Here is a 24,274-nt window from a genome sequence, read left to right as displayed (position 1 = left end):
CCGGCTGACAATAGCTGCCGGGCCGGCTGTTTGTGCAGCGAGATTTCGGTCACTGCCCGATCTTCCGATCCAAAATTCATACAGTCGTTTGAATCGTGAGGCCACACGATGGAAAAAAACGGAGCGTTTGTCAATTTGTTTCTGCAGGGAACCCGGAGAAACTCTTGATAAAAAAGTGAAGTGGTACCGGTAACAGCCGGAAATTAGTTGATTAGGCTGCGTAGTTACTTTAACTTCGAGCTGAGACTTTAGTCCACAATAATAAAACGGCATTACGGAGACTGATCCGATGAAAGACGCCCACCTGCGAATCCGCTCACTTCTGGCAGCCCTGATCCTGTTGTCCTTTACCGCGTTCGGCGCCAAGGCACAGGAATCCGGTAACGAGTTCCTCGCAGACCTTCATGATTTCCGCATCAACAACTACCTGGCGCTGGACGCCTTCTACGCCTTCAGCGCAACCTCCGACACCGAATTGCTCAACCGTGTCGTGGTTGGAATCAATAGCGCCAACGACGCCATGAACTCTGTGGTCGGCAGCAACAGTGGCGTGCTTTCAGACGAACAGGTCGAGGAACTGAACCGGTCCTTCGACAGCTTCAAGGACCTGATGCGCAGCAACATCAACGAAGTACGGGATCGCGGTTACCCTGACCTGCGCCTGATGGCCGAGCTCGCCAATCAGGGGCAGTCGATGAACGATACCGCCACAGAGCTTTACGACCTCGCCAGGGAAAGCAGCGGAACCGAAACCAGTCCGCAAGTGGAATCGGCGCGCTCAGCGGCAGTGCTGATGGCTCAGATGATGGCCCGCTACGCCGCCCGTACCCACTCTTCTGTCTCCCAGACGTTCCAGGGCGCCGCCAATGAAGTATCTCTCGACCAGCAGGCGCTGATGTTTGACGAGCTTCTGGCGCAGGCGCGCTCCGGTTCAGCGACCGGCGAACTGAAAACTGCCCTCGATGATGTGGCCGCCAAATGGCAGTTCATTCGCGGTTCCTACATCAACTACAACGATAACAACGTCAGCTTTATCATTGACCGTTACTCCAAAGGCATTATCCAGGGCCTGGACGACGCCATTGTAATGCTCCGCAATAACGCCTGATTCCTGCCTGGCTGGCCGGCCGGGTTAACTCATTGCCCGCCGGCCAAAAACTTCCCTTTCCGCTTGATGCCGGTCAGAATGGCTATACACTTGATTGATATACAATCCAGAGTCACTCAGGATCATTTCCCAGCGCGAAGGAGCAAGACCCCATGTCCACCTACAAAAAAGTTCTGGTTGCCATCGACCTGACCGAAGAAGCACCGCAGGTCCTTAACAAAGCCAAGTCCATTGCCGAGTCACAGGCGGCGGAGCTGTTGCTGGTTCACGTTGTGGAGCCTGTCGGCTATGCCTATGGCGGCGACATCCCCATGGATCTTTCTGAATTGCAGGATCAGCTGGACAAGGCCGCCCACGACCAGCTTGGGCAATATGGCGAGCAATATGGCGTGGCCAAGGACAGCCAGATTGTGACTGTTGGCCGTCCGGAATCTGAAATTCACCGGCTGGTGAAGGAACAGGGAGTGGACCTGGTGATTGTCGGTAGCCACGGACGCAAAGGTTTCCAGCTGCTGTTGGGCTCTACCGCCAATGGCGTGCTGCACGGCACAGAATGTGACGTTCTGGCAGTGCGCATTCACTGATAAAGGCGATGGCGGGGCTGCTACTGCCCCGCCTGCTCTTCCAGCTCCATCCAGCGCTCGATGACCTGCTCAAGGCGGGCTTCTGCGTCAGACAACTGCTCCAGTGTCTTCGAAACCTTCTCCGGATCTCCGGAATAAAAATCCGGCGCGGAGATCGCTTGCTGAAACTCCGCCACTTCCTGCTCCAAAGCCTCGATTTTACCCGGTAACTGCTCCAGTTCGAGCTTGAGCTTGTAACTCAGTTTCACCGGTTTGGACTTTGCTGACGGACCGGCAGAAGCCTCAGGCTTCTTTGTCTTTGCCTCTGTCTTTTCCCGCTTATCCTGTTTGTCCGGCCGACTGCCGGAAGACTCCGCCGGAAAAACCCCGCCTTGCCGGCGCCAATCGCTGTAACCGCCAACGAACTCGCGCACCCGACCGGTGCCATCCAGGAAGATGGTGTCGGTGACCACGTTATCCAGGAATTCCCGGTCGTGACTGATCACAATCACCGTACCCTTGAACTCCGAGAGCTGTTCTTCAAGCAGTTCCAGGGTTTCCACATCCAGGTCGTTGGTTGGTTCGTCCAGAACCAGGATGTTGGCAGGCTTGCTGAACAGCTTGGCCAGCAACAGACGGGCTCGCTCACCACCCGAGAAAACACTGACCGGCGAACGGGCACGTTCCGGGGTGAACAGGAACTCCTGCAGGTAACCCAGAACGTGTTTGCTTTGGCCGTTGATATCGATAAATTCCCGGCCCTCGGCCAGGTTATCCAGAGCGTTGCTTTCCAGGTCCAGCTCACCCCGCAGCTGATCGAAGTACGCCACCTGCAGATTGGTGCCCAGCCGGATGCTACCCTCGGTAGGCTCAAGCTCACCCAGCAGCAATCGCACCAGCGTGGTCTTGCCGGTTCCGTTCTCCCCCACCAGGCCGATCTTGTCGCCTCGCAGAATGGTCAGCGTCATATCCCGGATAACCGGCTCACTGCCCGGGTAGGCAAAGCCTGCCTGCCGGGCTTCAGCCACCAGCTTGCCGGAACGGGCCGCCTCTTCGACTGAGAAATTGGCAGTGCCACCGCGAACCCGGCGCTGGCGATGTTCTTCCCGCATGGCCCTGAGCGCCCTTACACGGCCCATATTGCGGGTTCTGCGGGCCTTGATGCCCTGCCGGATCCACGCCTCTTCCTGTTTCAGGCGCTTGTCGAACAAGGCGTTCTGGCGCTCTTCATCTTCCAGCGCCTTTTCTTTCAGCTCCAGGTACTTGTCATAGTTGGCCGCAAAACTGATCAACTGCCCCCGGTCCAGCTCGACTACGCGGGTCGCCATGCGCCGGATAAAGGCCCGGTCATGGCTGACAAACAGCATGGCACCCCGAAACTGGCCCAGAGCCTCTTCCAGCCAGGCAATCGCGGGCACATCAAGATGGTTGGTTGGCTCATCCAGTAACAGGATGTCCGGCTCTGCCACCAACGCCCTTGCCAGCAAAACCCGGCGCTGCCAGCCGCCAGACAAGGTATTGAGCGTACGGTCCGGATCTACGCCGTACTGGGCCAGGATCGTGGTGACCTTCTGGTCCAGGCGCCAGCCATCCAGGCTCTCGAGGCGCTCCTGAACCTTCATCATCCGGTCCAGGCTGGCTTCATCTGCCTGCTGGGACAAGCAGTGAAACTCCGCCAGCAACTCGCCGGTTTCCGGAAACGCCGAAGCCACCACATCGTAGGCGGTGCGGGTGTCGCCAGACGGCAGGTTCTGGGGCAATACCGCCAGCACCGAGCCCTCTTCCAGGCGAACAATGCCTCCATCAGGAGTCACATCACCGCTGACGATTTTCAGGAGCGTCGATTTACCTTCGCCATTTCTCCCTAACAGACACACCCGCTCACCCGGTTCGATGGTCAGCGAGGCCTCATCCAGCAAGGGATGCATGCCGAAAGAAAGGGAAATTTTATCCAGGTTCAGTAAGGGCACCTTGTTCACGACTCCTGTTGGGAAATGGCAACACGGTCTCCGACCGAGACCCTGCCACTGCTTAAATGAATGGCATTCTGGCCGAAGATTACACCATCAGGCGTTTTACGGTAGGTAGAAAGCGTTCTCAGGGGCTCGGTTCCGGCATCTTTGATACCCGTCTCGGGATCTACGGTCGTCAGCACACACCGGGAACAGGGTTTAACGACCTGAAATCCTGCAGACCCGATAAGCAGGGATCGCCAGTTATCCTCGGCCCATGCCGGCACGCCCTGTATAACAATATTGGGCCGGAACCGTGTCATGGATACTGGCTGTGTCAGACGGGTGTTCAGCTCATCCAGTGACGCCTGATTGGCGAGCAGAAACGGAAAGCCGTCGGCAAAGCCCACACGCCGGTTATCGGCGACCCGCTCCGGATCGACCCGGCGAAAACTGGAATCGGGCATATAGACAAAGCGAAGCGGGACACCACAGAACTCACTTAACGCCGCACTTGCTGCAGGGTCACCCATCAGGGCATCGGCGGTATCACGCCAGACCACGACCCGAACCTGCTCCTCCTGCGGCACCAGGGAAAAACGCCCCTGATCCGGAATCTGCACCTCTACCGCATCATCGCTCATCACCGCACTGACCAGGGCAAGCCTTGGCACCTGCCGCTGGGTTACAAACCGGTTCTGATCGTCCACGATCATCCAGCGGCGATCCCCTTTCGGGCCGAAATCGTCCAGCTCAAAACCTGGAACTTCGACACCTGCCAGGGATTTTACGGGATACAGGTAAAGTGACTGCACCTTCATCTTGAGCGCTCGCACAGATCAGTTTAAAAATGAGGATGCCGAGTATAGCTGACACAGACAATAGAAAGGGGAGTTATCCGGAGCCTGAAAGCAAAAAACCCGACACTGGGGTCGGGTTTTTTGGAATCTGGAGCGGGAAACGAGATTCGAACTCGCGACCCCAACCTTGGCAAGGTTGTGCTCTACCAACTGAGCTATTCCCGCAGATCTTTGTGAGGGCGTTGCCTCTCAACGGCTGCGTATTCTACTGATCGATCGCAGCGCGTCAACAGTTTTTTTAAGAAATTATGAAAGCGGATTATTGGCCAAACCTCCGCCCTCCCTCCAGATATTCCAGCTCCTGCTCCGTAGACTTACGCCCGAGGGCACGGTTACGGTGGGGAAAGCGGCCAAACCGAGCAATGATGTCGTGATGGTCCCGGGCTGACTGCAGGAAGCTCTCAAGAAAATCTCCCAGCAAGCCGTTGTGGCTTGCCGCCAACTGCCGATAGCACTCCACCGACAATTCCTGGTCCTTGATCTTCTCGGAGTGCTGTAACGGCATATACAGAAAGGCGCGTTGAACCGCCGGTAACTGAACATCCTGGCCCTGGTCCATCGCCCGCCGGCACAATTGTCTGGCCAGGCGATCGTGCTCGAAAGCCAGCGCAGCGCCCCGGAAGATATTCCGGGTAAACTGGTCCAGCAACAGGATTTCCGCCAGGGCTCCGCCGGCAGCTGTACGCCAGTGCTCCAGCCCCTCCTCGGAGGCAAACAAAACCAGGGACAAAAAGCGTCGGCGAATCTCCTGGTCGAACTTTCTGTCAGACCGGAACCAGCGGTTACGATGAAATGCATCCGGCAGGCCCTGCTCATCCAGGGGGCCAAACCAGTAATCCAAAAGCTCTTTCCAATCGAACATTTAACCACTCCCTGATACATTTAGGGCAACAGCATCGTATAACTTTGCAGTCATTACGTATCAGCCAATCCATCTGATCATTCCGGAGACCTCATGGCAAATCCTCACCGCATTATTCTGCTGGCTCACGGCAGCAGCGACCAGCGCTGGTGCGATACCTTTGAGCAACTGGCCAAGCCTACCCTCGAGTCAGTCGAAGACTCGTCCATTGCCTATATGGAGCTGGCCGAGCCTTCCCTGGAGACGATTGTTGCCCGGGGCAAGGAAAGCGGCGCCACCAGCTTTACCATCGTTCCGTTGTTCCTGGCTGCGGGCCGGCATTTACGCAAAGACGTCCCGGCCATGATTGAAGAGCTCGAGAAACAGCACGGTGTAGAGATCCGGCTGGCAGACCCTATTGGACAGAACCCGCATCTGGGTGAAGCCATCCGGGATGTTGTCCAGGACGAACTGGGCCGCGCTGCAGTCTGATCACCCGGTCTGGCATGGCTGGCATGGCTGGCATTGAGGGAAGCGACATGGAAAAGCGAATTCTGATAACCGGCGGTACCGGCTTCATTGGCCAGGTACTTTGCCGGGAACTGGCCAGCCGGGGCTGGTCACTGACAGTGCTGAGCCGACAGGCACCCAACATCGTCAAGGACCTTTGTGGCCCCGTTCAGGTAATTGGCGACCTTGGGCAGACTTCCGGTGGCCCCGGCTTTGATGCGGTCATCAACCTGGCCGGCGAAGGCATTGCAGACAAGCGCTGGTCCGACAAACGAAAACAAGCCCTCAGGGACAGCCGAATTGCACTGACCCATGACCTGGTCAGCGCCATGGAAAGCTGGGCGACCAGACCCGGGGTACTCGTATCCGGCTCTGCGGTAGGTGTTTACGGAAATCAGGGTGATCAATTAGTTACCGAAGAGACCTCACCCAATATCGAGTTTACCCACGAGCTTTGCCGCGATTGGGAGCAGGCAGCTCTGGAGGCGGAGAAACTCGGTGTACGGGTATGCCTGTCCCGTACAGGCGTGGTAGCGGGCTCCGGTGGAGGTTTTCTGCAGCGAATGCTGCTGCCCTTCAAACTGGGGCTGGGCGGCAAGCTTGGAAGTGGTCGCCAGTATATGCCCTGGGTGCACAGAGACGACGTTGTCGCCGCCCTGATCTGGATGCTGGAAAACGAACAGGCTCGCGGCCCCTATAATGTAGTCAGCCCTGCACCTGTAACAAATGCTGAATTTACCATGGCGCTGGCACGGGTGCTGAGCCGGCCCGCGATACTGCCTGCGCCTGCATTCGCATTACAGTTGATGCTGGGGGAAATGGCCTGGCTGTTGCTCACCGGCCAACGAGCGGTTCCGGCAAGGCTGGAAAAAGAAGGATTCCGGTTCAAGTACCCGGAGTTAGCGGATGCCCTGCAAGACAGCGTGAAGTGAATTTTTTTGAAAAAAAGCGTTGACAGGCCCAAGGCCCTTACTTAATATACGCGCCACCTCGACGAGGCAAGCTTTTGAAAACGTTGCGTCCCCTTCGTCTAGTGGCCTAGGACTCCGCCCTTTCACGGCGGCAACAGGGGTTCGAACCCCCTAGGGGACGCCAATTTTTCCCAAGCTTTGATAGCACCCGAAGGTGCTATCCGCCATGGCTTCCATGATGATGCTTGGCGGCACCCTTCGCACCGTGGTGCTTCTGATCTTTCATGATGAAGACACCAACGCCTACGAAAAATCCGATCATCAGCAACACTGTTACGATACCTGCGATTACTACAGCGTCCATATACATGGCCGTTCTCCTGTTTGATTCCGAACTTGACTAAGCTCAGGTTACGCCCCTACCGCCCACACCATCTTGACCTGCATCAAGCCCGAAACACCGTTGCAATAAGTGTCAAACTGAGACTTCTTCCGGCAATTCTTCCGATTTATCCTGAGTTTGCAGGGCAGTTGTCATAAACTGTTGCTATAGTCGTTTGCAGGGAAGCTGGGTTAACGCCCAAATCACAACACGGTTTGCAGCGCCTGGTTATGTCAGATACTTCACAAGGTGGCCTGGTCACTGAAATGCCAGACATTACGACACGTCTGAAACGTATTCGTACGGCCTCTCCTCTCTCTATCAGGCTCCTGGCATGGATCCTTCTCTTCAGCTCGGCCTTTACTTTGCTGGCGTCCGGCATACAGATCTATTCGGACTACCGCCAGGACCTCCACAAAATCCAGCAAAGGCTCGATGTGATCGAAGCAGGCTACTCTTCCAGCCTTGCCCGCAGCCTCTGGGCCCTTGACCAGAAATCCCTGCAAACCCAGATGGAGGGCATTCTCAGCCTGCCCGATATTGATCACCTGCGCCTGCGCATAGAGCCGGGTTCCGAACTGGTCATGGGGCAAAGCCCCCGCGGCGACTTGCTCAGCCACAGCTTTGACCTGGTTTACCGGGATGACGAACCTTTCAACCTTGGCCGAATTACCATCACCGCCGGACTGGAGCGGGTATACCAGGATCTCAGGCACCGGGTGGGCGTCATCATTGCCACCCAGTTCTTCACTATTTTCTTTATTTCCATCCTCATTCTCTGGATTTTCCGCCACCTGGTTACCCGGCACCTGACCGCCATGGCCGGTTACACCCGCGATCTTTCCCTGAAAACCCTGTCGCGGCCGCTCAAACTGGAACGGCCGGACACCCCGGGCAATCGCCGGGACGAACTGGGCCTGGTAACAGACGCCATCAACGAGATGCGTGAGCGGCTGAACGAAGATGTGGCACGCCGTGAGCGGGACGCTGCCGATATCCTGAAGTTCTCCCAGGCCATCGAACAGAGCCCCTCTTCTGTGCTGATCTGCGACCGGCAGTGGCACATCGAATACGCCAACCAGAAATTCAGCCAGCTCACCGGCTACACCCAGGACGACATCATCGGCAAACACCCGTCCGCACTGGTGGACCAATCCATGAACAGCCGGGAAGCGTGGCACCTGTGGCAGGCAATACGGCTGCAGGTGAAGCGGGTTGGCGTTTGGCAGGGTGAAGTGAACAGCGTGAGGCGCAATGGTGAGCGTTACTGGGAACAGCTGGTGGTAACACCCATCAAGGATTCCAACAGCGATACCACCGGCTACCTGATTCTCGGTGAAGATATCAGCATCCGTAAACGCTACGAACAACAACTGTTGCGCCAGGCCAACTACGATGTGCTTACCGGCCTGCCGAATCGCATGCTGGCACTGGATCGCCTGAAGCTGGCTATCGCCCAGGCCCGCCGGGATGAAACCCAGGTTGGCGTTATGTTCCTCGACCTGGACAACTTCAAACACATTAACGACACCCTTGGCCACGATGCCGGGGACACCCTGCTGATTGAAGCCTCCAAAAGGGTCTCCAGCTGCCTTCGCGGCACCAGTACCGTCGCCCGCCTGGGCGGCGATGAATTCCTGGTGGTCCTGCCCGGCCTCAGTGGCCCCGATGCCGCATGCCAGGTGGCTGATCGCATCCTTCAAACCTTCTCGACCCCGTTCATGCTGGGCGGGCAGGAAGTGTTCGTTACCACCAGTATTGGTATCGCCACCTTCCCACAGGACTCCGATAACAGTGGCACCCTGCTCCAGCACGCCGATGCCGCCATGTACGAAGCGAAGCACAAGGGCAAGAGCGCCTATTCCCGCTTCACGCCGGAAATGACCGAGGTCTCCCACGAGCGCTTGCAGATGGAATCCTACATGCGCAAGGCCATGGAGCTCGGCGAGTTCGAACTCTATTTCCAGCCAATCATCGATACCCACTCCGGCAAGCTGGTGTCTGCCGAAGCCCTGCTGCGCTGGAACAACCCTGCCCTGGGTATGGTGATGCCGGATCGTTTCATTCCGCTGGCCGAGGAAACCGGGCTGATCATTCCGATTGGCGAGTGGGTCATCCAGGAAGCCTGCAAAGCCGCCCGCAACTGGCAAACCCTGACCGGAAACCCGATCGGTGTGGCGGTGAATGTGTCACCGCGCCAATTCAGGGATCCGGGCTTTACCGATGCCGTCATGCGGGCGCTCGACGCCAGCGGGCTGAGCCCGGAGCTGCTGGAGCTGGAAATCACCGAACGGCTGATTCTGGACAACTCCATTGAAACCGCTGATATCCTTCGCAAGCTTGACCGTTCCGGAATCCGCCTGACGGTAGACGATTTCGGTACCGGCTACTCAGCTCTGAGCTACCTCAAGAGCTACCCCTTTGATACCCTGAAAATCGACAAGTCCTTCATCCAGGACGTGCTGACCGAAAACGACGATGCCTCGCTTGTTCGCGCCATTATCACCATGGCCCACAGCCTTGGCCTGAAAGTGGTGGCAGAGGGCGTCGAAGCCGAAGCCCAGACCCACTTCCTGAAGGATGAACATTGCGATTACTCTCAGGGCTACTTCTACAGCACTCCGCTCCCGGAACAGGATTTCATCCAGTGGCTCGACACCAACGAGCGGGCCAGCACCTAGAACCAACACGGCGAGAACATGGAAGAATCAATACTGGTTGTGAACTGCGGCAGTTCCTCCCTGAAACTTGCACTTTTTGATCAGAAAAACCGGAAAATCGCTTCGGCGCTGGCCGAAAAGCTGAACAACAGCGATGCCTTTGCACGGATTTCCGGTGACGACAATCCGGTGAAACTGCCGGCCGGAGCCAGTCACGAACAGGCCCTGCAGGCGCTGGTGAATGAATTCCGGAACCGGCAATTGCTGACCGGCACACCCAAGGCTATCGGCCATCGGGTTGTACACGGTGGCGAAACCTTCCGTGAAGCCGTCCTGGTGGATGATGCCACCGAACAGGCCATCGAAGCCTGTGCTGAACTGGCCCCCTTGCACAACCCGGTCAACCTCGCCGGTATCCGTGCCATGCGAGCCCTGTTCCCGGACCGCCCCCACGCCGCCGTCTTCGATACCGCCTACCACCACACCCTGCCTGAGCGGGCTTATCGCTATGCGCTACCCGAGCATTGCTATACCCAATGGGGCATCCGGCGCTATGGCTTTCACGGCACCAGTCATTACTTTATGGCCCGGGAGGCCGCACGTCTGCTGGGTAAAACACCGGCGACCACTTCGATTATCTCGGCACACCTGGGCAATGGCTGCAGCATTACCGCTATTCGCGATGGCCTGAGCGTTGACACCAGCATGGGCCTTACGCCCCTTGAAGGCCTGGTGATGGGTACCCGAAGCGGCGACGTCGATCCCGGCCTGTTCGACTACCTGGCGACCCGGGGCGTCAGCGCCACCGAAGCCCACCGTATGCTCAACAACGACAGCGGATTGCTGGGTCTGTCCGGACAAACCAACGATATGCGATCCCTGTGCGAGCTGGCTGATCACGGCCACGAACCCTCACAACTGGCAATCGATGTGTTCTGTTTCCGCCTTGCCCGCTATGTCGGTGCCATGACGGCCTCGCTGGCACAACTCGACGCCCTGGTGTTTACCGGCGGTATCGGTGAGAACAGCCCCCGCATCCGACAGGAAACCGTCAAACACCTGGGGCTGCTCGGAATTGAACTGGACACCGGCCTGAACCGTGATCATGGCAGGATGAGCGACGGCTTTGTCAGTAGCCCCGACTCACGGTTCCCCGTACTGGTGATTCCCACCAACGAAGAACTGGTTATTGCCCAGGAAGCCGAGCGCCTGGCCTCCGCCTGAACGACCGAACCCGACAGATTTACAGGACAACCCATGGCAAAAAGTCTTTTTATTGCACCTACCTCGATGGAATCCGGCCTGACCTCCGTTTGTCTTGGCTTGCTCCGGGCCCTCGAGCGTGAAGGCGTGAGCGTTGGTTTCTACAAGCCATTCAGCCAGTCGGTACACCGCGGCGAAGCCATCCATAACGCCGGCCGCGATTCTTCCACTGCGTTTGTCACCGCCCGCAGCCACCTGCAACCACCCGATCCGATTCCCCTGAAAGAAGCCCAGCAGCTGCTGAATCGAGGCAAGGGTGACCTGCTTCTGGAAAATGTCGTTGGCGAGTACCAGAAAGTCGCCAACCAGGTCGATATCGTTATCATCGAAGGCCTGGTTCCGGACCGGAGCGAAGCCTACATCGCACGACTCAATGTCGAAGTGGCTCGCAACCTGGGCTCCGAGGTAATCCTGGTGAGCGCACCAAGAAGCTGTTCCGCCTCTGACCTTGACGAGGAACTGGATTTCTCCGCGCGCCTGTTTGCCGCCCCCTCAGATCCGGACGTCATTGCCGTCATCCTCAACAAGATTGGCGCGCCGGAGAAGTCCGGCATGACCCTGGACCACCACCGTCCGGCGAAGGGAGACGTTATTGATTACCGCTCGGCCTGCAAGGTGTTCACGTCTGGCCGTTTCCACCTGCTGGCCGAGATTCCCTGGCAGCCACACCTGCTGGCGCCACGGGTGTCCGATGTTGCAAGGGAGCTCGGGGTACCGGTATTGCACGAAGGCCACATGCACAGCCGCCGGGTGCAGAAAGTGTCTGTGTGTGCCCGCACCATCAGGAATATGACCGACACCCTGAAGCCTGGCACCCTGATGGTCACCCCCGGTGACCGCGAAGATATCGTTGTGACCACGGCCCTGGCAGCCCTGAACGGTGTGCCCCTGGCGGGCCTGATGCTTACCGGCGGGCTGATGCCGGACAACCGGGTCATCGACCTGTGCCGCAGGGCGCTGGATACCGGCCTTCCGGTACTCCGTTCCGATGCCAACACCTATGAAACCGCCCATATGCTGGCCAGCCTGTCGTCCGCCATCCCGATTGATGATCCGGAACGGATCGAGGAGTCCATGGAGTCGGTTGCCCGCCGCGTGGATACCGACTGGCTCCAGGAACACCTTAAGGTTCAGCGCCAGAGCCGGCTGTCGCCACCGGCTTTCCGTTACCAGCTGTCGGAGCGGGCGAGGTCTGCCAATAAACGAATCGTATTGCCGGAAGGCTGCGAACCCCGTACCGTGCACGCAGCCATTATTTGCCACCAGCGCAAACTGGCCCGCTGCGTGTTAATCGGAAATCCCCAGGAAATCCGCTCCGTAGCGGCAGCACAGGGGCTTGAGTTACCGGAAGACCTGGAGCTGATGGATCCTGCCTCGGTCCGCGACCGCTACATCGCACCGATGGTGGAGTTCAGGAAGCACAAGGGGCTTACCGAAGACATGGCAGAAGCCATGCTGGAAGACAACGTGGTGCTCGGCACCATGATGGTCGCCATGGATGAAGCCGATGGCCTGGTTTCCGGTGCCATCCACACTACTGCAAACACCGTGCGCCCTGCCCTGCAGCTGATCAAAACCCACGACAACGCCAAGGTGGTGTCGTCTGTATTCTTCATGCTGTTGCCGGAACAGGTGCTGGTATACGGTGACTGTGCCATCAACCCGGACCCGAACGCGGAAGAACTGGCCGACATCGCCATCCAGAGCGCCGAGTCGGCGGAGGCCTTCGGTATCGAGCCGGTGGTTGCCATGATCAGTTACAGCACCGGCGAGTCCGGTAGTGGCCAGGATGTCGACAAGGTACGTGAAGCCACCCGCATTGCCCGGGAACGTCGTCCGGACCTGCTGATCGACGGCCCGCTGCAATACGATGCCGCTGCGATAGAGAGTGTCGGCAAATCCAAGGCACCAGACAGCAAGGTAGCCGGTAAGGCCACGGTGTTCGTGTTCCCGGATCTCAACACCGGCAACACCACCTATAAAGCCGTACAGCGCAGCGCAAATGTGGTCAGCGTCGGCCCGATGCTTCAGGGTTTGAGAAAGCCGGTGAACGACCTGTCACGGGGTGCGCTGGTGGAAGATATCGTGTTCACCATTGCCCTGACAGCCGTTCAGGCGCGCCAGGTAGAGGAAGCGGGAGTGGCGTGAGCCACTCCCGGTCGTGCGGAGAGCCCGGTTGATCAGCGTTTAACGCTTTTCTGCCGGGTTTTCTTGATCTTGCGGCCTTTCTTCAGGTCGTTATCCTTCTTGACCTTCTGCCGTGGTGTCAGCCGGTCAACCTTGTTGGCAAACGGGTTTTCACCGGACTTGAATTCGAAGCGGATGGGCGATCCCACCACTTTCAGCACCTTGCGGAAGGTGTTCTCCAGATACCGTTTATAAGCCCCGGGCAGCGAATCCACCTGGTTACCGTGCACCACAATCACCGGCGGGTTCGAGCCGCCCTGGTGTGCATAACGCAGCTTGATACGCCGGCCATGAACCATGGGCGGCTGATGCTGGGCTACGGCATCCTGCAGGATTGCCGTCAGGCGGTTTGTGGGCCACTTCGCCATGGCAGATTCGTAGCAGGCCTGCACCGATTCGTACATCGTGCCTACGCCGGTGCCATGCAGGGCCGAGATGTAGTACTTGTCTGCGTAATCCAGGAAATCGAGGCGACGGGCCACCTGCTCCTTCACCTTGCTTCGGTCTTCCGGATCCATGCCGTCCCATTTGTTGACGGCAATCACCAGTGACCGGCCGGCATCCAGCACAAAGCCGATCAGGTGCAGGTCCTGGTCTACCAGACCTTCCCGGGCGTCAATCACCAGGATCACCACATGGGCGTCGTCGATGGCTTGCAGGGTTTTGATGATGGAGAACTTCTCCACCACTTCGTGAACGTTTTTGCGGCGCCGTACCCCGGCGGTATCAATCAGGGTGTACTGCTCACCGTGACGCTCGTAGGGAATGTATACGCTGTCCCGAGTGGTTCCCGGCATGTCATAAACCACCACCCGGTCTTCACCCAGCATCCGGTTAACCAGCGTGGACTTGCCTACATTCGGACGGCCCACAACACCGATGCGGATACCCGGATAACGATCGGCCCGGTCCTGCTCCTCCGGATCTACCGGTTCAGGCAGCAAGGTTTCCAGCAAGGTACGGATACCGCGGTTATGGGCTGCGGCGATGGTAAAGCTGGATTCAAAGCCCAGGCGGTAGAAATCCGCTGCGGCAACATCCGGATCCTGGCCGTCCGTTTTGTTAACCACAAGGTGCGCCTGCTTGCCGGAGCGGCGCAGATGGTCAGCAATCATTTCGTCACCGGCCGTCAGCCCTGCCCGGCCGTCTACCAGGAACAGGACGATATCGGCCTCTTCCACAGCCTGCAGGGACTGCCTGGCCATTTCAGCGTCCAGGCCGACTTCGTCACCAGTCAGACCGCCGGTGTCGATAACAATGAACTTCTGCCCTTCGTAATGACCTTCCCCGTATTTTCTGTCACGGGTGAGGCCCGGAAAATCTGCCACAAGGGCATCCCGGGAACGGGTCATCTGGTTGAACAGGGTGGACTTGCCAACGTTTGGACGGCCCACCAGGGCTATTACTGGGGTCATATTGGTCTGCTATGCAAATAAAACAGAAACCCGGCCGTAGCCGGGTAAATTCATGGGGCTGTCAGTCGTCCTGCTCAAGCCTGAGCACGGACAGTTTGCCGCCGTTTCCGTAAACCAGCAGGTTACCATCTCTCGTAACCTGAACCGGTACGCGGATACCCTCACTGTCGAACTTCACCTGGCCCTGCAGGCTACCGTCCTCGGCGGACAACACGTGCAGATAACCCTCAAAATCGCCTACCACCAGATAGTCTCCGGAAACGGCCGGACGGGTTACCTGGCGCCAGGACAGCTGGTCCTGAACCCACAGCTCCCTGCGGTCGTTGCCACGAAGCGCCTGGATGTCGCCATTGGCCGAGGCCAGGTAGATATTGCCGTTACCGATTGCCGGTGAATAGAAGCTGGATGCCGGCTTGCTCCAGATTTCCTGGCCGGAACGAATATCCACCAGGGCCAGCTTGCCCTGATAACCCGCCACCATAATGGCGGAATCCAGCACCAGCGGCTGGCCGCCAATATCCACCAGGCGCTCAAGCTCTGTGCGGCCCTGGGGCTGGCCTACTTCGTACTGCCAGACCGGCTGCCCGGCGGCTGCCGTCAACGCAATGACCCGGCCGTTGGCGAAGGACGCGATCACCACGTCTCCACCCACCAACGGAGCAGCGCCGGTGCGCATAGTCAGAACCGGAACCTGGGCATCGTACTGCCAGAGCTGGTCACCGTTTCCGGCATCAAAACCGATCACCCGGCCATCGGTGGTCTGCGCCACCACCAGGGAACCGTTAGACTGCGGCGCAGCTACCACTTCCGTTGGCAGGCTCGCGCGCCATTGTTCACTGCCATCCTCACTGGACAGGGCGATCAGTTCGGCATTCCGGCTTGCCAGGTACAGTTGCCGGGCATCAGCACCCGGGCCCGCAAACAAACGCTCGTCCAGGTCCTGCTCCCAGATCAGCTCGCCGTTTTCGCTTTGGACCGCGACAACCTCGCCGTCTGCAGAGGCAGCATACAAGGTGTCACCCGCATACAGCGGCGCCATGTGCAGGAACTCACCGTCGTGGCCATCGCCAACCGACATGGACCACACCCGGTCGAACTCCACACGCTCGTCGATTTCCGGCAAGGGGGCAGGCTGTTCAAAGGTATCGGTGGTGCTGCATCCGGCCAGGGCCATTGCCGCAATGGATGCCGCCGCCAGGAAACCCGAGCGGATGCTTCTGGATACCGGCATCAGGCGTCCTCCCCGACGCCCAGGTCAGACAGTTTCAGTTCCAGGACACCGCTTCGGCCCTGTTGGTTCTGTTCCCGGGCGGTCAGATAGGCTTCCCGGGCACCATCCTGGTCGCCTTTGGCCAACAGGATATCGCCCCGAAGTTCGGAGAAAATGGCATTGAAGGCATCCGCTTCGCCAGCACCATCAAGCGTGGCCAGGGCATCGTCGTGGTTGCCGGCGGCAAACTGGGCCCGAGCCAGGCGGTTGCGCACGACCAGGGAAAGCGCCTTGTCATCAGCAGCCTTGTCCAGCGCCCAGCTGAGAGATTCTACTGCAGCGGCTGGATCGTTCTGTTCGGCCAGTTGCTGGCGCGCCATCACCAGGTTGCCGTAGATGGCATAGGCGCTGTCGGAGTGCTCTTCACGCAGGGTTTCGGCGACAAAGGCCATGGTGTCTGTGTCAGATTCTCCCTGCTCACCCGAAAAGGCGTTCAGCAGATTGGCGAACTGGTTGGCTGCTTCCGCCCGTTGCTGGGCCTGGTGGTTCTGCCAGGCTTGCCAGCCGAAGACAATGGCGAGTGCCGCGCCGATACCGATCAGCAGCGAACTGCCGTTCTTTTTCCACCAATCCTTGATCGCCTGGACCTGTTCTTCTTCTGTGCGCAACTCGGCCATGAAAACTCCTGATTAATTATTAAAATACAATGCGTTATCAAGAAAACTTAAAGCAAACCCTTCAGGACTGAAGCCAGTTCGGACTGGTTAACTTCCTGCTGGGGATCGTCATTTCGAAGTGGTTTCAGGGCCACCGTGCCGCTGGCAATTTCGTTCTCTCCCAGAATGACTGCATAGCGAGCATTGCTCCGGTCAGCCTTTTTCATCTGGCTCTTGAAACTTCCGCCACCACAATGGCTGACCACCACCACTCCGGGCAACTCATTACGCAGACATTCGGCCACCGCCATGGCTGGTGCAACGGCCTGCTCGCCCATGGCGGTTACGTATACGTCGGCGTTGTTGTTGACCTGCTCCGGCACCAGGTCGAGGGTTTCAAGCAGCAGAATCAGCCGCTCCAGACCCATGGCAAAACCTACCGCATCGGTGGGCTTGCCGCCAAGTTGCTGAACCAGTCCATCATAACGGCCACCGGCACAGATGGTGCCCTGGGCGCCAAGGCTGTCAGTGATCCACTCGAACACGGTTTTACCGTAGTAATCCAGGCCCCGAACAAGTGCCGGATTGACGGTGTAGCTTACGCCGGCCGCATCCAGCAGTGATTTCAGTTGCTCGAAATGGGCGCGGGATTCGACGTCGAGGTAATCATCCAGCAACGGTGCCCCGTTCAGGATTTCACGGGTGGCCGGGTCCTTGCTGTCCAGGATGCGAAGCGGATTGGTGTCAAGACGACGCTTGCTGTCGTCATCGAGCTGGTCTTTATACTGCTCGAGATAACGAACCAGCGCCTCCCGGTACACCTTGCGGGATTCGCTGGTACCGATGGAATTGATTTCCAGCCGGGCATGCTCGGTCAGCCCGAACGCCTTCCACAGGCGGGCGGTCAGAACCAGCAGCTCCGCGTCAATGTCAGGGCCGGCCATGCCGAAGCACTCGACACCGATCTGGTGAAACTGGCGATACCGTCCTTTCTGGGGCCGCTCATGGCGAAACATCGGGCCGGTGTACCACAAACGGCGTGTCTGGTTGAACAGCAGGCCATGCTCTTCTGCGGCCCGCACGCAACCGGCTGTACCTTCAGGGCGCAGAGTCAGGCTGTCGCCATTGCGGTCGTCGAACGTATACATTTCCTTTTCGACGATATCGGTCACTTCACCGATCGAGCGCTTGAACAGTTCGGTGTGCTCTACCACCGGCATACGGATTTCCTGGTAGCCGTACTGGCCGAGCACTTGTCTTACCGTGGACTCTACATACTGCCAGACCGGGGTCTGGTCCGGGAGGATGTCATTCATCCCCCGAATTGCCTGAATTTTAGCCAAGTTTAAACCCTGAAAATCTTTGAATGGTGTCTTTGTAACGCTCAGTCTGAAGACCGGGCGATAACAGCTTCTTCCTGCTCCTGGCGCTTGGCAACCTGCTCGCGGATCAGCCGCTCGAGGTCATCAGCCAGTGCCGTGTTGTCCAGTTTCTGGTTCGGCTTTCCGCCCACATACAGCAGGTGTTTCGGGCTTCCGCCGGTCAGCCCCAGGTCTGCTTCCTTGGCTTCACCCGGCCCGTTAACGATACAGCCAATGATGGCCACATCCAGTGAGGTGTTCACATCTTCAAGGCGGGCTTCCAGGTCGTTCATGGTCTGGATGACGTCGAAGTTCTGGCGTGAACAACTCGGGCAGGCAATGAAATTGATGCCGCGGCTACGCAAACGCAGGCTCTTGAGGATGTCGAAGCCTACCTTGATTTCCTGTACCGGGTCTGCCGCCAGGGAGACCCGTATGGTGTCGCCAATGCCATCCATCAGCAACATGCCGAGGCCGATGGCGGATTTCACGGTACCGGACCGGAAACCGCCCGCCTCGGTAATGCCCAGGTGCAAGGGCTGCTCGATCTGGGAGGCAATCTGGCGATAGGCTGCGACGGTCATGAATACGTCGGACGCCTTCAGGCTGACCTTGAAGTTCTGGAAGTCGTGCTTGTCCAGAATATCGATGTGGCGCATGGCAGACTCCACCAGCGCCTCGGGGGTCGGTTCGCCATACTTGCGTTGCAATGCCTTTTCCAGTGACCCGGCATTCACCCCGATGCGGATCGGAATATTGCGATCCTTGGCAGCGTTGATCACCGCACTCACCCGGTCGTCCCGGCCAATGTTGCCGGGGTTGATCCGCAAACAATCAACACCCAGCTCGGCAACCCGCAACGCAATCTTGTAGTCAAAATGGATATCCGAAACCAACGGCACCGAGACCCGCTCACGAATCTTGCCGAACGCCTCGGCCGCCTCCATAGACGGCACAGACACGCGGACAATATCCGCACCGGCCTCTTCAAGGGCCTTGATCTGGCCGACGGTGGCATCAACATCACAGGTATTGGTGTTGGTCATGCTCTGTACCGAAATGGGCGCATCTCCGCCCACTGGCACATTGCCCACCATGATCTGGCGGGATTTACGTCTCTTGATCGGGGAATCTTGCTTCATGGTCTGGAACCAACAATCTGTTCAGGCGGTCGTTCAGGGTTCTAGGGTGAACTCTGCTCGGTTATTCACTACGCGGAAACGGCCAGGGTCCAGGGTCTCGCCCCGGAACTGGATGGTTTCAACGGCACTCATTGCGCCAACTACCACTCTCAGTGGCGCCTCACCGGACACGTCCAGCTGGTTGCCGCGGTTACGTAGACCGGCAGCCAGACGGTTACCAGCGCCATCAGTAACCTGAATCCAGCAATCATCACTGAACGTCATTTGCAGACGGGCCGCTGCCGACGGCTCGTTAGCCGCAACCGTTTCTTCCGTAACCGGCTCAGCGACAGCTGCAACGTCCACCGGCGCGGTTTCAAGGGCTTGGTCCTCAGCCTCAGCGGCGGCTGCAGGGGCCGTGCCAGGTTCCATGGTCGCGCTTTCTTCGGCTACAACCTGCCCTGCCTCTGAGACGGGTTCATCACCAGGTTCTTGAGGCTCTGGTACCACCACAGCGGGCTCGTCAGCTTCAATCAGAGGAGCAGTTGCAGTGCGGTCCGGCTGAAACCCGACAGGGTCTTCGATGGCTTCGGGCTGCTCTGCTTCCGGTTGCGGTTGCGGTGTCGCTGGCAGCGCGGAGTCTTTGCTGCCGAGATAAGTAAAGGCCAGAAAGCCAATCAAAGCTGCGGCCACCAGCACGAGAATCAGCTTGGCGGCCCGACGCTTCTGGCGCCGGCGTCGTTCGATATTTACCAGCGGGTTAGCCTGCAGCGCCTGCTCCCGCTCCTGGCGGCGAGGCTCAAGCTCGGTGTCCAGGTCACGGATAATCGAGTCTGCATCCAGGCCTACCTGCCGCGCATAGGCACGGACATACCCCTTCAGGAACAGCTCGGTATCAATTTTGCTGTAATCACCGCTTTCAATCGCCTGAATCACGGACACCCGAAGGTGCTGTTGGTCTGCAACCGCTGCCAGACTCAGCCCTGCCTTCTCCCGTGCCCGCCGGAGCTGCTGTCCGACAGGTTCTGCGGATACGTTATTCAGCTGCTCGTCACCGGTCATTGGCAATCAGCACCTTGTATTGTTGATACTCTGTGGATTCCGGGAATTCGTTCCGCAATAACAAAGCCATACTGGCTTCCTGGTCTTTGTCCCCGAAATAACGGGCAATGCGGATGCCTGTGTAAAGGCTTTCTGCGGAATGGGTCAGTCGTGTATTGCCCTGAATCATGGTCTGAAGGCGGCTGTAATACCGGGACGCTTCGGTGTAATTGTCCTGTTCCACCAGCACACGTGAAAGAGACAGCAACGAGCGAGCTTCGCCGCGGGTCAGCTCTACGGCTCTGCGGTAGGCTGCCTCTGCGCCTTCGAGGTTATCCAGGCGCTCTTCTGTCATGCCCAGATTGTAAAAGACACCTCCGCGCTCTCTGTACCCGGTATCCCGGGACGCAACGGAAAACTGGTTACGGGCACCTTCGTATTCTTTTTGGCCGTACAAGAAGGCACCGTAATAGACGCGCCCACGGGTATAGCTTCCGTCCGCTGACACAGCCTTGCGGAAACTTTCTTCGGACAGCTGCTCTTCGCCTTCATAGCTGTACACCAGTCCCATGGCAGCCAATGCCTCGGCATTTCCGCTGTCAATTTCCAGGGCGCGATCAAGGTGGTGCCGAGCCCGCTCCAGGTTGCCCTGCCCGATGTAGGCGGTTGCCAGCTGAACGTAGCTGCTCAAGGCCTTGTCGCGGTCAGCCTCCCGGCTGAAACGGCTGTCTGTGGTGGTTACGCATCCGGACACCAGCATCCCTGAAAAAATCAGGGCCAATACAGCCAGTTTTACCTTGGAATTTCTAACCATCAACAAACACCTTACCTTGGTTGTTTCCGCTCCCCTGTATTCAGGGATTAACTTGCTGAACGGCAATATAACGCTGGCTTCTGCGAGTCCGGTCTTCCACCCGGCCTACCAGCTGGCCGCAGGCAGCGTCGATGTCATCACCACGGGTGGTTCGGATGGTGGTCACGAAGCCGGCTTCGTTCAGCACATTCTGGAAGCGCCGGGTTGCGTTCATGCTGGGCCGGCGGAAATCGCTTTCCGGGAATGGATTAAACGGTATCAGGTTAATCTTGCAGGGCAACCCCTTCAAGATTACGGACAGTTCCCGGGCGTGCTCTGGCTGGTCGTTCACACCTTCTATGACCGTGTACTCGATAGTGGCCTTACGCTTGTCTGGCAGGCGCGCCAGGTAGCGGCGGGTCGCTGCCAGCAACTCGGCAATCGGGTACTTTTTATTCAGCGGCACCAGCGTGTTACGAAGTTCATCATTAGGGGCATGCAGAGAGATGGCCAGTGAAACATCGGTAACCTCACCCAGCCGGTCAAGGGCCGGAACAACACCGGAGGTACTCAGGGTAACCCGACGCTTGGAAATACCGTAAGCCAGGTCTTCCATCATCAGGTTCATGGCGTCAACCACGTTATCAAAGTTGAGCAGGGGCTCTCCCATGCCCATCATGACCACGTTGGTAATCGGCCGATCGGTGGGATCAAACGGCATGAAAGCGCGGCGCGCCACCCACACCTGGCCAATGATTTCTGCCGCTGTCAGGTTACGGTTAAAGCCCCGCTTTCCCGTCGAACAGAAAGTACAGTCCAGGCTGCAGCCAATCTGGGACGACACACACAAGGTGCCACGTTCCCCATCAGGAATAAGCACAGTTTCAACACTGTTGCCGTTATCCATGCGCATAACCCACTTGCGGGTGCCGTCTTTCGAGGTTTCGTCGTAAACCACCTCGGGGCCACGCACTTCAGCAATTTCCTTGAGCCTTTCGCGCAGAACGCGGCTCATATTGGTCATTTGATCGAAGTCATCAACGCCACGCTGGTGGATCCACTGCAGCACCTGCTGGGCCCGGAAACGTTTTTCCCCCAGGGTTTCAAAAAATGCCTCGAGCTTGGCTTTGGGCATCCCCAGAAGATTGATTTTTTCGGCAGGGGCAGTCATGACATAACCTCGATCAGATAACCAATTCAGGGGCAGCCGTAAGCTGCCCCTGAACAGACAACATCAGCCGCGCGGGCAGATTTCGTTGTCGGAGAAGAAATACGCAATTTCGCGCTCGGCAGAAGCTGCAGAGTCGGAGCCGTGAACGGCGTTTGCGTCGATGGAAGAAGCGAAGTCTGCACGGATAGTGCCGGCGTCGGCTTCTTTCGGGTTGGTTGCACCCATCAGCTCACGGTTCTTCAGGATGGCGCCTTCGCCTTCCAGAACCTGCACAACAACCGGACCGGAAGTCATGAAAGCAACCAGGTCGTTAAAGAACGGGCGCTCTTTGTGCTCGGCATAGAAACCTTCGGCCTGCTCCTGGGTCAGGTGCATCATTTTGGCCGCAACGATTTTCAGGTCGGCTTTTTCAAAACGGCTGTAGATTTCGCCGATAACGTTCTTGGCGACCGCGTCGGGCTTGATGATAGAGAGCGTGCGCTCGTTTGCCATGATGTTTCTCCAGTCTGGTTAGGGTAAAAATTCAGGGGTGCGATTATACGCAGTCCGAGTGCAACTGCCTACCGCACCGTACGAAGTCGGGACACAACCTGCACAATCTGCTCCACGGCAAAGTCGATTTCTTCATCGGTGGTGAACCGCCCGAAGGAAAATCTTAATGCCCGATGAGCCAGCTCGTCACTCACGCCAATGCCACGCAGCACAAAAGAGGGCTCTACCGTAGCCGAAGCACAGGCAGAACCGGATGACACCGCCACCTGCCGCAAGCCCAGCATCAGGGACTCGGCTTCAACACCCTCAAAGGATAGGTTGACAATGCCCGGCACCCGATGTTCCCGGCTGCCGTTGAAATGAACGCCGGAAAGCGACTCCAGCCCGCCCAGAAAGCGCTCGCGCAGGGCTTCAAGGCGCATAAGTTCGTCAGACAGTCCTTGCCCGGCCAGCTCGAAAGCCTTCCCCATGCCGGCAATCTGGTGGGTAGGCAAAGTACCGGAGCGCATGCCCCGCTCGTGGCCGCCACCATGCATCTGGGCCTCGATGCTGACCTCTGGAGACCGACGCACATACAACGCACCAACACCTTTCGGGCCGTAAACCTTATGTCCGGAAAGCGACATCAGGTCGACATTCAGTGCGGCGACATCGACCGGCATCTTTCCGGCGGCCTGCGCGGCGTCCACGTGAAACAACACGCCACGGTTACGCAACAGTTCGCCGATTGCAGCCGTATCGGTAATACAACCCAGCTCATTGTTCACCAGCATCAGGCTCACCAGTACGGTGTTTTCCCTGAGTGCACCCGCCACCGCCTCAACCGAAATACGCCCGTCGGCTTCCGGCGCCAGCCAGGTAACCTCTACGCCCTGTTGCTCCAGCCACTTGCAGGTATCAATAACTGCCTTGTGCTCGATCGTCGATGTAATCACGTGGGCACTGGCCCGGCCGGCTACGGCACCTTTAATGGCAAGGTTGTCCGATTCCGTTGCCCCGGAGGTCCAGACAATCTCCCTGGGGTCGGCATGGATAAGGTCGGCTACCTGGCGGCGGGCACCTTCAACAGCGGCCTCGGCTTGCCAGCCGTATCCGTGGGAGCGAGACGCGGGGTTGCCAAAAACTCCATCAATGGTCAGATATTTGACCATCTCATCGGCAACGGCAGGATCAACGGGCGTCGTCGCCGCATAATCAAGATATACGGGTGTTTTCATAGTCAAAGGAAGTGTCGGTTATCAGGCCGGAGCCTGGTCAATCAAACGCCGGGTATTGATGGTATCCGGATCGCCATCAGACTGTTTACGGTTCTGGCGGTCCGCCACCTGGCGGATTTCGTGTTTTCGCATCAGGTCGCCCAGGCTGATTTCGCTGAGAAACTGATGAATCTGGCTGCTCAGGTCTGACCACAAATGGTGGGTAAGGCACTTTTCGCCATTCTGGCAGTCGCCTTTATTACCGCAACGGGTGGTATCCAGGGATTCGCTGACCGCATCCACCACTTCCGCGACATAAACGTCATCGGCAGAGCGGCTCAGACGATAGCCACCACCCGGGCCCCGCACGCTCACCACCAGGCTATGACGGCGCAAGCGGGAGAACAGCTGCTCGAGATACGAGAGGGAGATTTCCTGCCGGGCTGAAATATCTGCAAGGCTTACCGGCCCCTGGGCTCCGTGCAGAGCCAGGTCAAGCATCGCCGTTACAGCGTAGCGGCCTTTGGTGGTCAGCTTCATAATTTCAGCCCCGTTAATGGGAATGAATCGCGATATGCATG

The 24,274-nt window shown here is 58.1% G+C and carries 22 protein-coding genes and 2 tRNA genes; 8 read left to right on the top strand and 16 right to left on the bottom strand.

Features of this window, described 5'->3' with window-relative positions; all coding sequences use genetic code 11:
* The first annotated feature begins 289 nt into the window (after positions 1 to 289).
* Both H3Z84_RS09945 and H3Z84_RS09940 read left to right on the top strand, forming a co-directional pair.
* Positions 290 to 1,108: a hypothetical protein gene (locus tag H3Z84_RS09945; RefSeq protein ID WP_199457333.1), complete on the top strand. Its 819-nt coding sequence runs from the start codon at positions 290 to 292 to the stop codon at positions 1,106 to 1,108.
* Between the two features lie 152 nt (positions 1,109 to 1,260).
* Positions 1,261 to 1,692 (top strand): universal stress protein, encoded by a 432-nt coding sequence (locus H3Z84_RS09940; protein ID WP_022989223.1) that lies wholly within the window; start codon positions 1,261 to 1,263, stop codon positions 1,690 to 1,692.
* 20 nt (positions 1,693 to 1,712) lie between these two features.
* On the opposite strand, the gene H3Z84_RS09935 is transcribed toward H3Z84_RS09940, so the two are convergent.
* The 4 genes from H3Z84_RS09935 to H3Z84_RS09920 form a co-directional block, all read right to left on the bottom strand.
* Entirely contained in the window at positions 1,713 to 3,641 is a 1,929-nt protein-coding gene (locus H3Z84_RS09935; RefSeq protein WP_199457332.1) for an ATP-binding cassette domain-containing protein, read from the bottom strand.
* Positions 3,642 to 3,646: 5 nt separating this feature from the next.
* Entirely contained in the window at positions 3,647 to 4,444 is a 798-nt protein-coding gene (locus H3Z84_RS09930; RefSeq protein ID WP_199457331.1) for an MOSC domain-containing protein, read from the bottom strand.
* Positions 4,445 to 4,572: 128 nt separating this feature from the next.
* A tRNA-Gly gene (locus H3Z84_RS09925) sits at positions 4,573 to 4,648 on the bottom strand.
* Positions 4,649 to 4,742: 94 nt separating this feature from the next.
* Positions 4,743 to 5,345 (bottom strand): DUF924 family protein, encoded by a 603-nt coding sequence (locus H3Z84_RS09920; RefSeq protein ID WP_094625061.1) that lies wholly within the window; start codon positions 5,343 to 5,345, stop codon positions 4,743 to 4,745.
* 93 nt (positions 5,346 to 5,438) lie between these two features.
* On the opposite strand from H3Z84_RS09920, the gene H3Z84_RS09915 reads away from it, so the two are divergent.
* The 3 genes from H3Z84_RS09915 to H3Z84_RS09905 all read left to right on the top strand — a co-directional run bounded on the left by H3Z84_RS09915 (position 5,439) and on the right by H3Z84_RS09905 (position 6,929).
* On the top strand, positions 5,439 to 5,816 hold the full coding sequence (locus H3Z84_RS09915) for a sirohydrochlorin chelatase (RefSeq protein ID WP_094625060.1): 378 nt from the start codon (positions 5,439 to 5,441) through the stop codon (positions 5,814 to 5,816).
* Positions 5,817 to 5,863: 47 nt separating this feature from the next.
* Entirely contained in the window at positions 5,864 to 6,766 is a 903-nt protein-coding gene (locus H3Z84_RS09910; RefSeq protein ID WP_199457330.1) for a TIGR01777 family oxidoreductase, read from the top strand.
* Positions 6,767 to 6,853: 87 nt separating this feature from the next.
* Positions 6,854 to 6,929, top strand: a tRNA-Glu gene (locus H3Z84_RS09905).
* Positions 6,930 to 6,962: 33 nt separating this feature from the next.
* On the opposite strand, the gene H3Z84_RS17355 is transcribed toward H3Z84_RS09905, so the two are convergent.
* On the bottom strand, positions 6,963 to 7,067 hold the full coding sequence (locus H3Z84_RS17355; protein WP_413772289.1) for a hypothetical protein: 105 nt from the start codon (positions 7,065 to 7,067) through the stop codon (positions 6,963 to 6,965).
* Between the two features lie 290 nt (positions 7,068 to 7,357).
* On the opposite strand from H3Z84_RS17355, the gene H3Z84_RS09895 reads away from it, so the two are divergent.
* From H3Z84_RS09895 to pta, 3 genes are read left to right on the top strand one after another with little or no spacing between them, the layout of a single operon-like run.
* A complete protein-coding gene (locus H3Z84_RS09895) occupies positions 7,358 to 9,808 on the top strand; it encodes an EAL domain-containing protein (protein ID WP_199457329.1) in 2,451 nt (816 codons plus the stop codon).
* A gap of 18 nt (positions 9,809 to 9,826) precedes the next feature.
* The gene (locus tag H3Z84_RS09890) at positions 9,827 to 11,011 is read left to right on the top strand and encodes an acetate kinase (protein ID WP_058340535.1); all 1,185 of its coding nucleotides are present in this window, start codon (positions 9,827 to 9,829) and stop codon (positions 11,009 to 11,011) included.
* A gap of 33 nt (positions 11,012 to 11,044) precedes the next feature.
* A complete protein-coding gene (gene pta / locus H3Z84_RS09885; protein ID WP_199457328.1) occupies positions 11,045 to 13,198 on the top strand; it encodes a phosphate acetyltransferase in 2,154 nt (717 codons plus the stop codon).
* Between the two features lie 32 nt (positions 13,199 to 13,230).
* On the opposite strand, the gene der is transcribed toward pta, so the two are convergent.
* The 11 genes from der to iscR form a co-directional block, all read right to left on the bottom strand.
* Positions 13,231 to 14,652 carry a ribosome biogenesis GTPase Der gene (der, locus tag H3Z84_RS09880; protein ID WP_022989213.1) on the bottom strand — a complete coding sequence of 474 codons (1,422 nt, stop codon included), beginning with the start codon at positions 14,650 to 14,652 and terminating at the stop codon, positions 13,231 to 13,233.
* A 61-nt stretch (positions 14,653 to 14,713) separates the two neighbouring features.
* Positions 14,714 to 15,883: an outer membrane protein assembly factor BamB gene (bamB, locus tag H3Z84_RS09875; protein ID WP_199457327.1), complete on the bottom strand. Its 1,170-nt coding sequence runs from the start codon at positions 15,881 to 15,883 to the stop codon at positions 14,714 to 14,716.
* Positions 15,883 to 16,539, bottom strand: a complete 657-nt coding sequence (locus tag H3Z84_RS09870) for a YfgM family protein (protein WP_022989211.1) — start codon at positions 16,537 to 16,539, stop codon at positions 15,883 to 15,885. The genes bamB and H3Z84_RS09870 overlap by 1 nt, the downstream gene beginning before the upstream one ends.
* 47 nt (positions 16,540 to 16,586) lie before the next feature.
* Positions 16,587 to 17,861: a histidine--tRNA ligase gene (hisS, locus tag H3Z84_RS09865; RefSeq protein WP_199457326.1), complete on the bottom strand. Its 1,275-nt coding sequence runs from the start codon at positions 17,859 to 17,861 to the stop codon at positions 16,587 to 16,589.
* 41 nt (positions 17,862 to 17,902) lie between these two features.
* A complete protein-coding gene (ispG, locus tag H3Z84_RS09860) occupies positions 17,903 to 19,021 on the bottom strand; it encodes a flavodoxin-dependent (E)-4-hydroxy-3-methylbut-2-enyl-diphosphate synthase (protein WP_022989209.1) in 1,119 nt (372 codons plus the stop codon).
* 33 nt (positions 19,022 to 19,054) lie between these two features.
* Positions 19,055 to 20,062 carry a RodZ domain-containing protein gene (locus H3Z84_RS09855; RefSeq protein WP_199457325.1) on the bottom strand — a complete coding sequence of 336 codons (1,008 nt, stop codon included), beginning with the start codon at positions 20,060 to 20,062 and terminating at the stop codon, positions 19,055 to 19,057.
* Complete coding sequence (gene pilW / locus H3Z84_RS09850; RefSeq protein ID WP_199457324.1) at positions 20,052 to 20,855, bottom strand: type IV pilus biogenesis/stability protein PilW; 804 nt, start codon at positions 20,853 to 20,855, stop codon at positions 20,052 to 20,054. The genes H3Z84_RS09855 and pilW overlap by 11 nt, the downstream gene beginning before the upstream one ends.
* Before the next feature lie 40 nt (positions 20,856 to 20,895).
* Positions 20,896 to 22,005: a 23S rRNA (adenine(2503)-C(2))-methyltransferase RlmN gene (gene rlmN, locus H3Z84_RS09845; protein ID WP_022989206.1), complete on the bottom strand. Its 1,110-nt coding sequence runs from the start codon at positions 22,003 to 22,005 to the stop codon at positions 20,896 to 20,898.
* A gap of 63 nt (positions 22,006 to 22,068) precedes the next feature.
* Entirely contained in the window at positions 22,069 to 22,497 is a 429-nt protein-coding gene (gene ndk, locus H3Z84_RS09840) for a nucleoside-diphosphate kinase (protein WP_022989205.1), read from the bottom strand.
* Positions 22,498 to 22,565: 68 nt separating this feature from the next.
* Entirely contained in the window at positions 22,566 to 23,714 is a 1,149-nt protein-coding gene (locus tag H3Z84_RS09835; RefSeq protein ID WP_058340528.1) for an IscS subfamily cysteine desulfurase, read from the bottom strand.
* Positions 23,715 to 23,735: 21 nt separating this feature from the next.
* Positions 23,736 to 24,233, bottom strand: coding sequence for a Fe-S cluster assembly transcriptional regulator IscR (iscR, locus tag H3Z84_RS09830; protein WP_022989203.1), 498 nt, complete (start codon positions 24,231 to 24,233; stop codon positions 23,736 to 23,738).
* Between the last annotated feature and the right edge of the window lie 41 nt (positions 24,234 to 24,274).

The sequence above is a fragment of the Marinobacter sp. bablab_jr003 genome (genome assembly GCF_016464245.1).
Taxonomy (GTDB): Bacteria; Pseudomonadota; Gammaproteobacteria; order Pseudomonadales; family Oleiphilaceae; genus Marinobacter; species Marinobacter vinifirmus.
The sequence above is the reverse complement of the archived record's forward strand: the minus strand, read 5'-3'. Positions and strand labels throughout refer to the sequence as shown.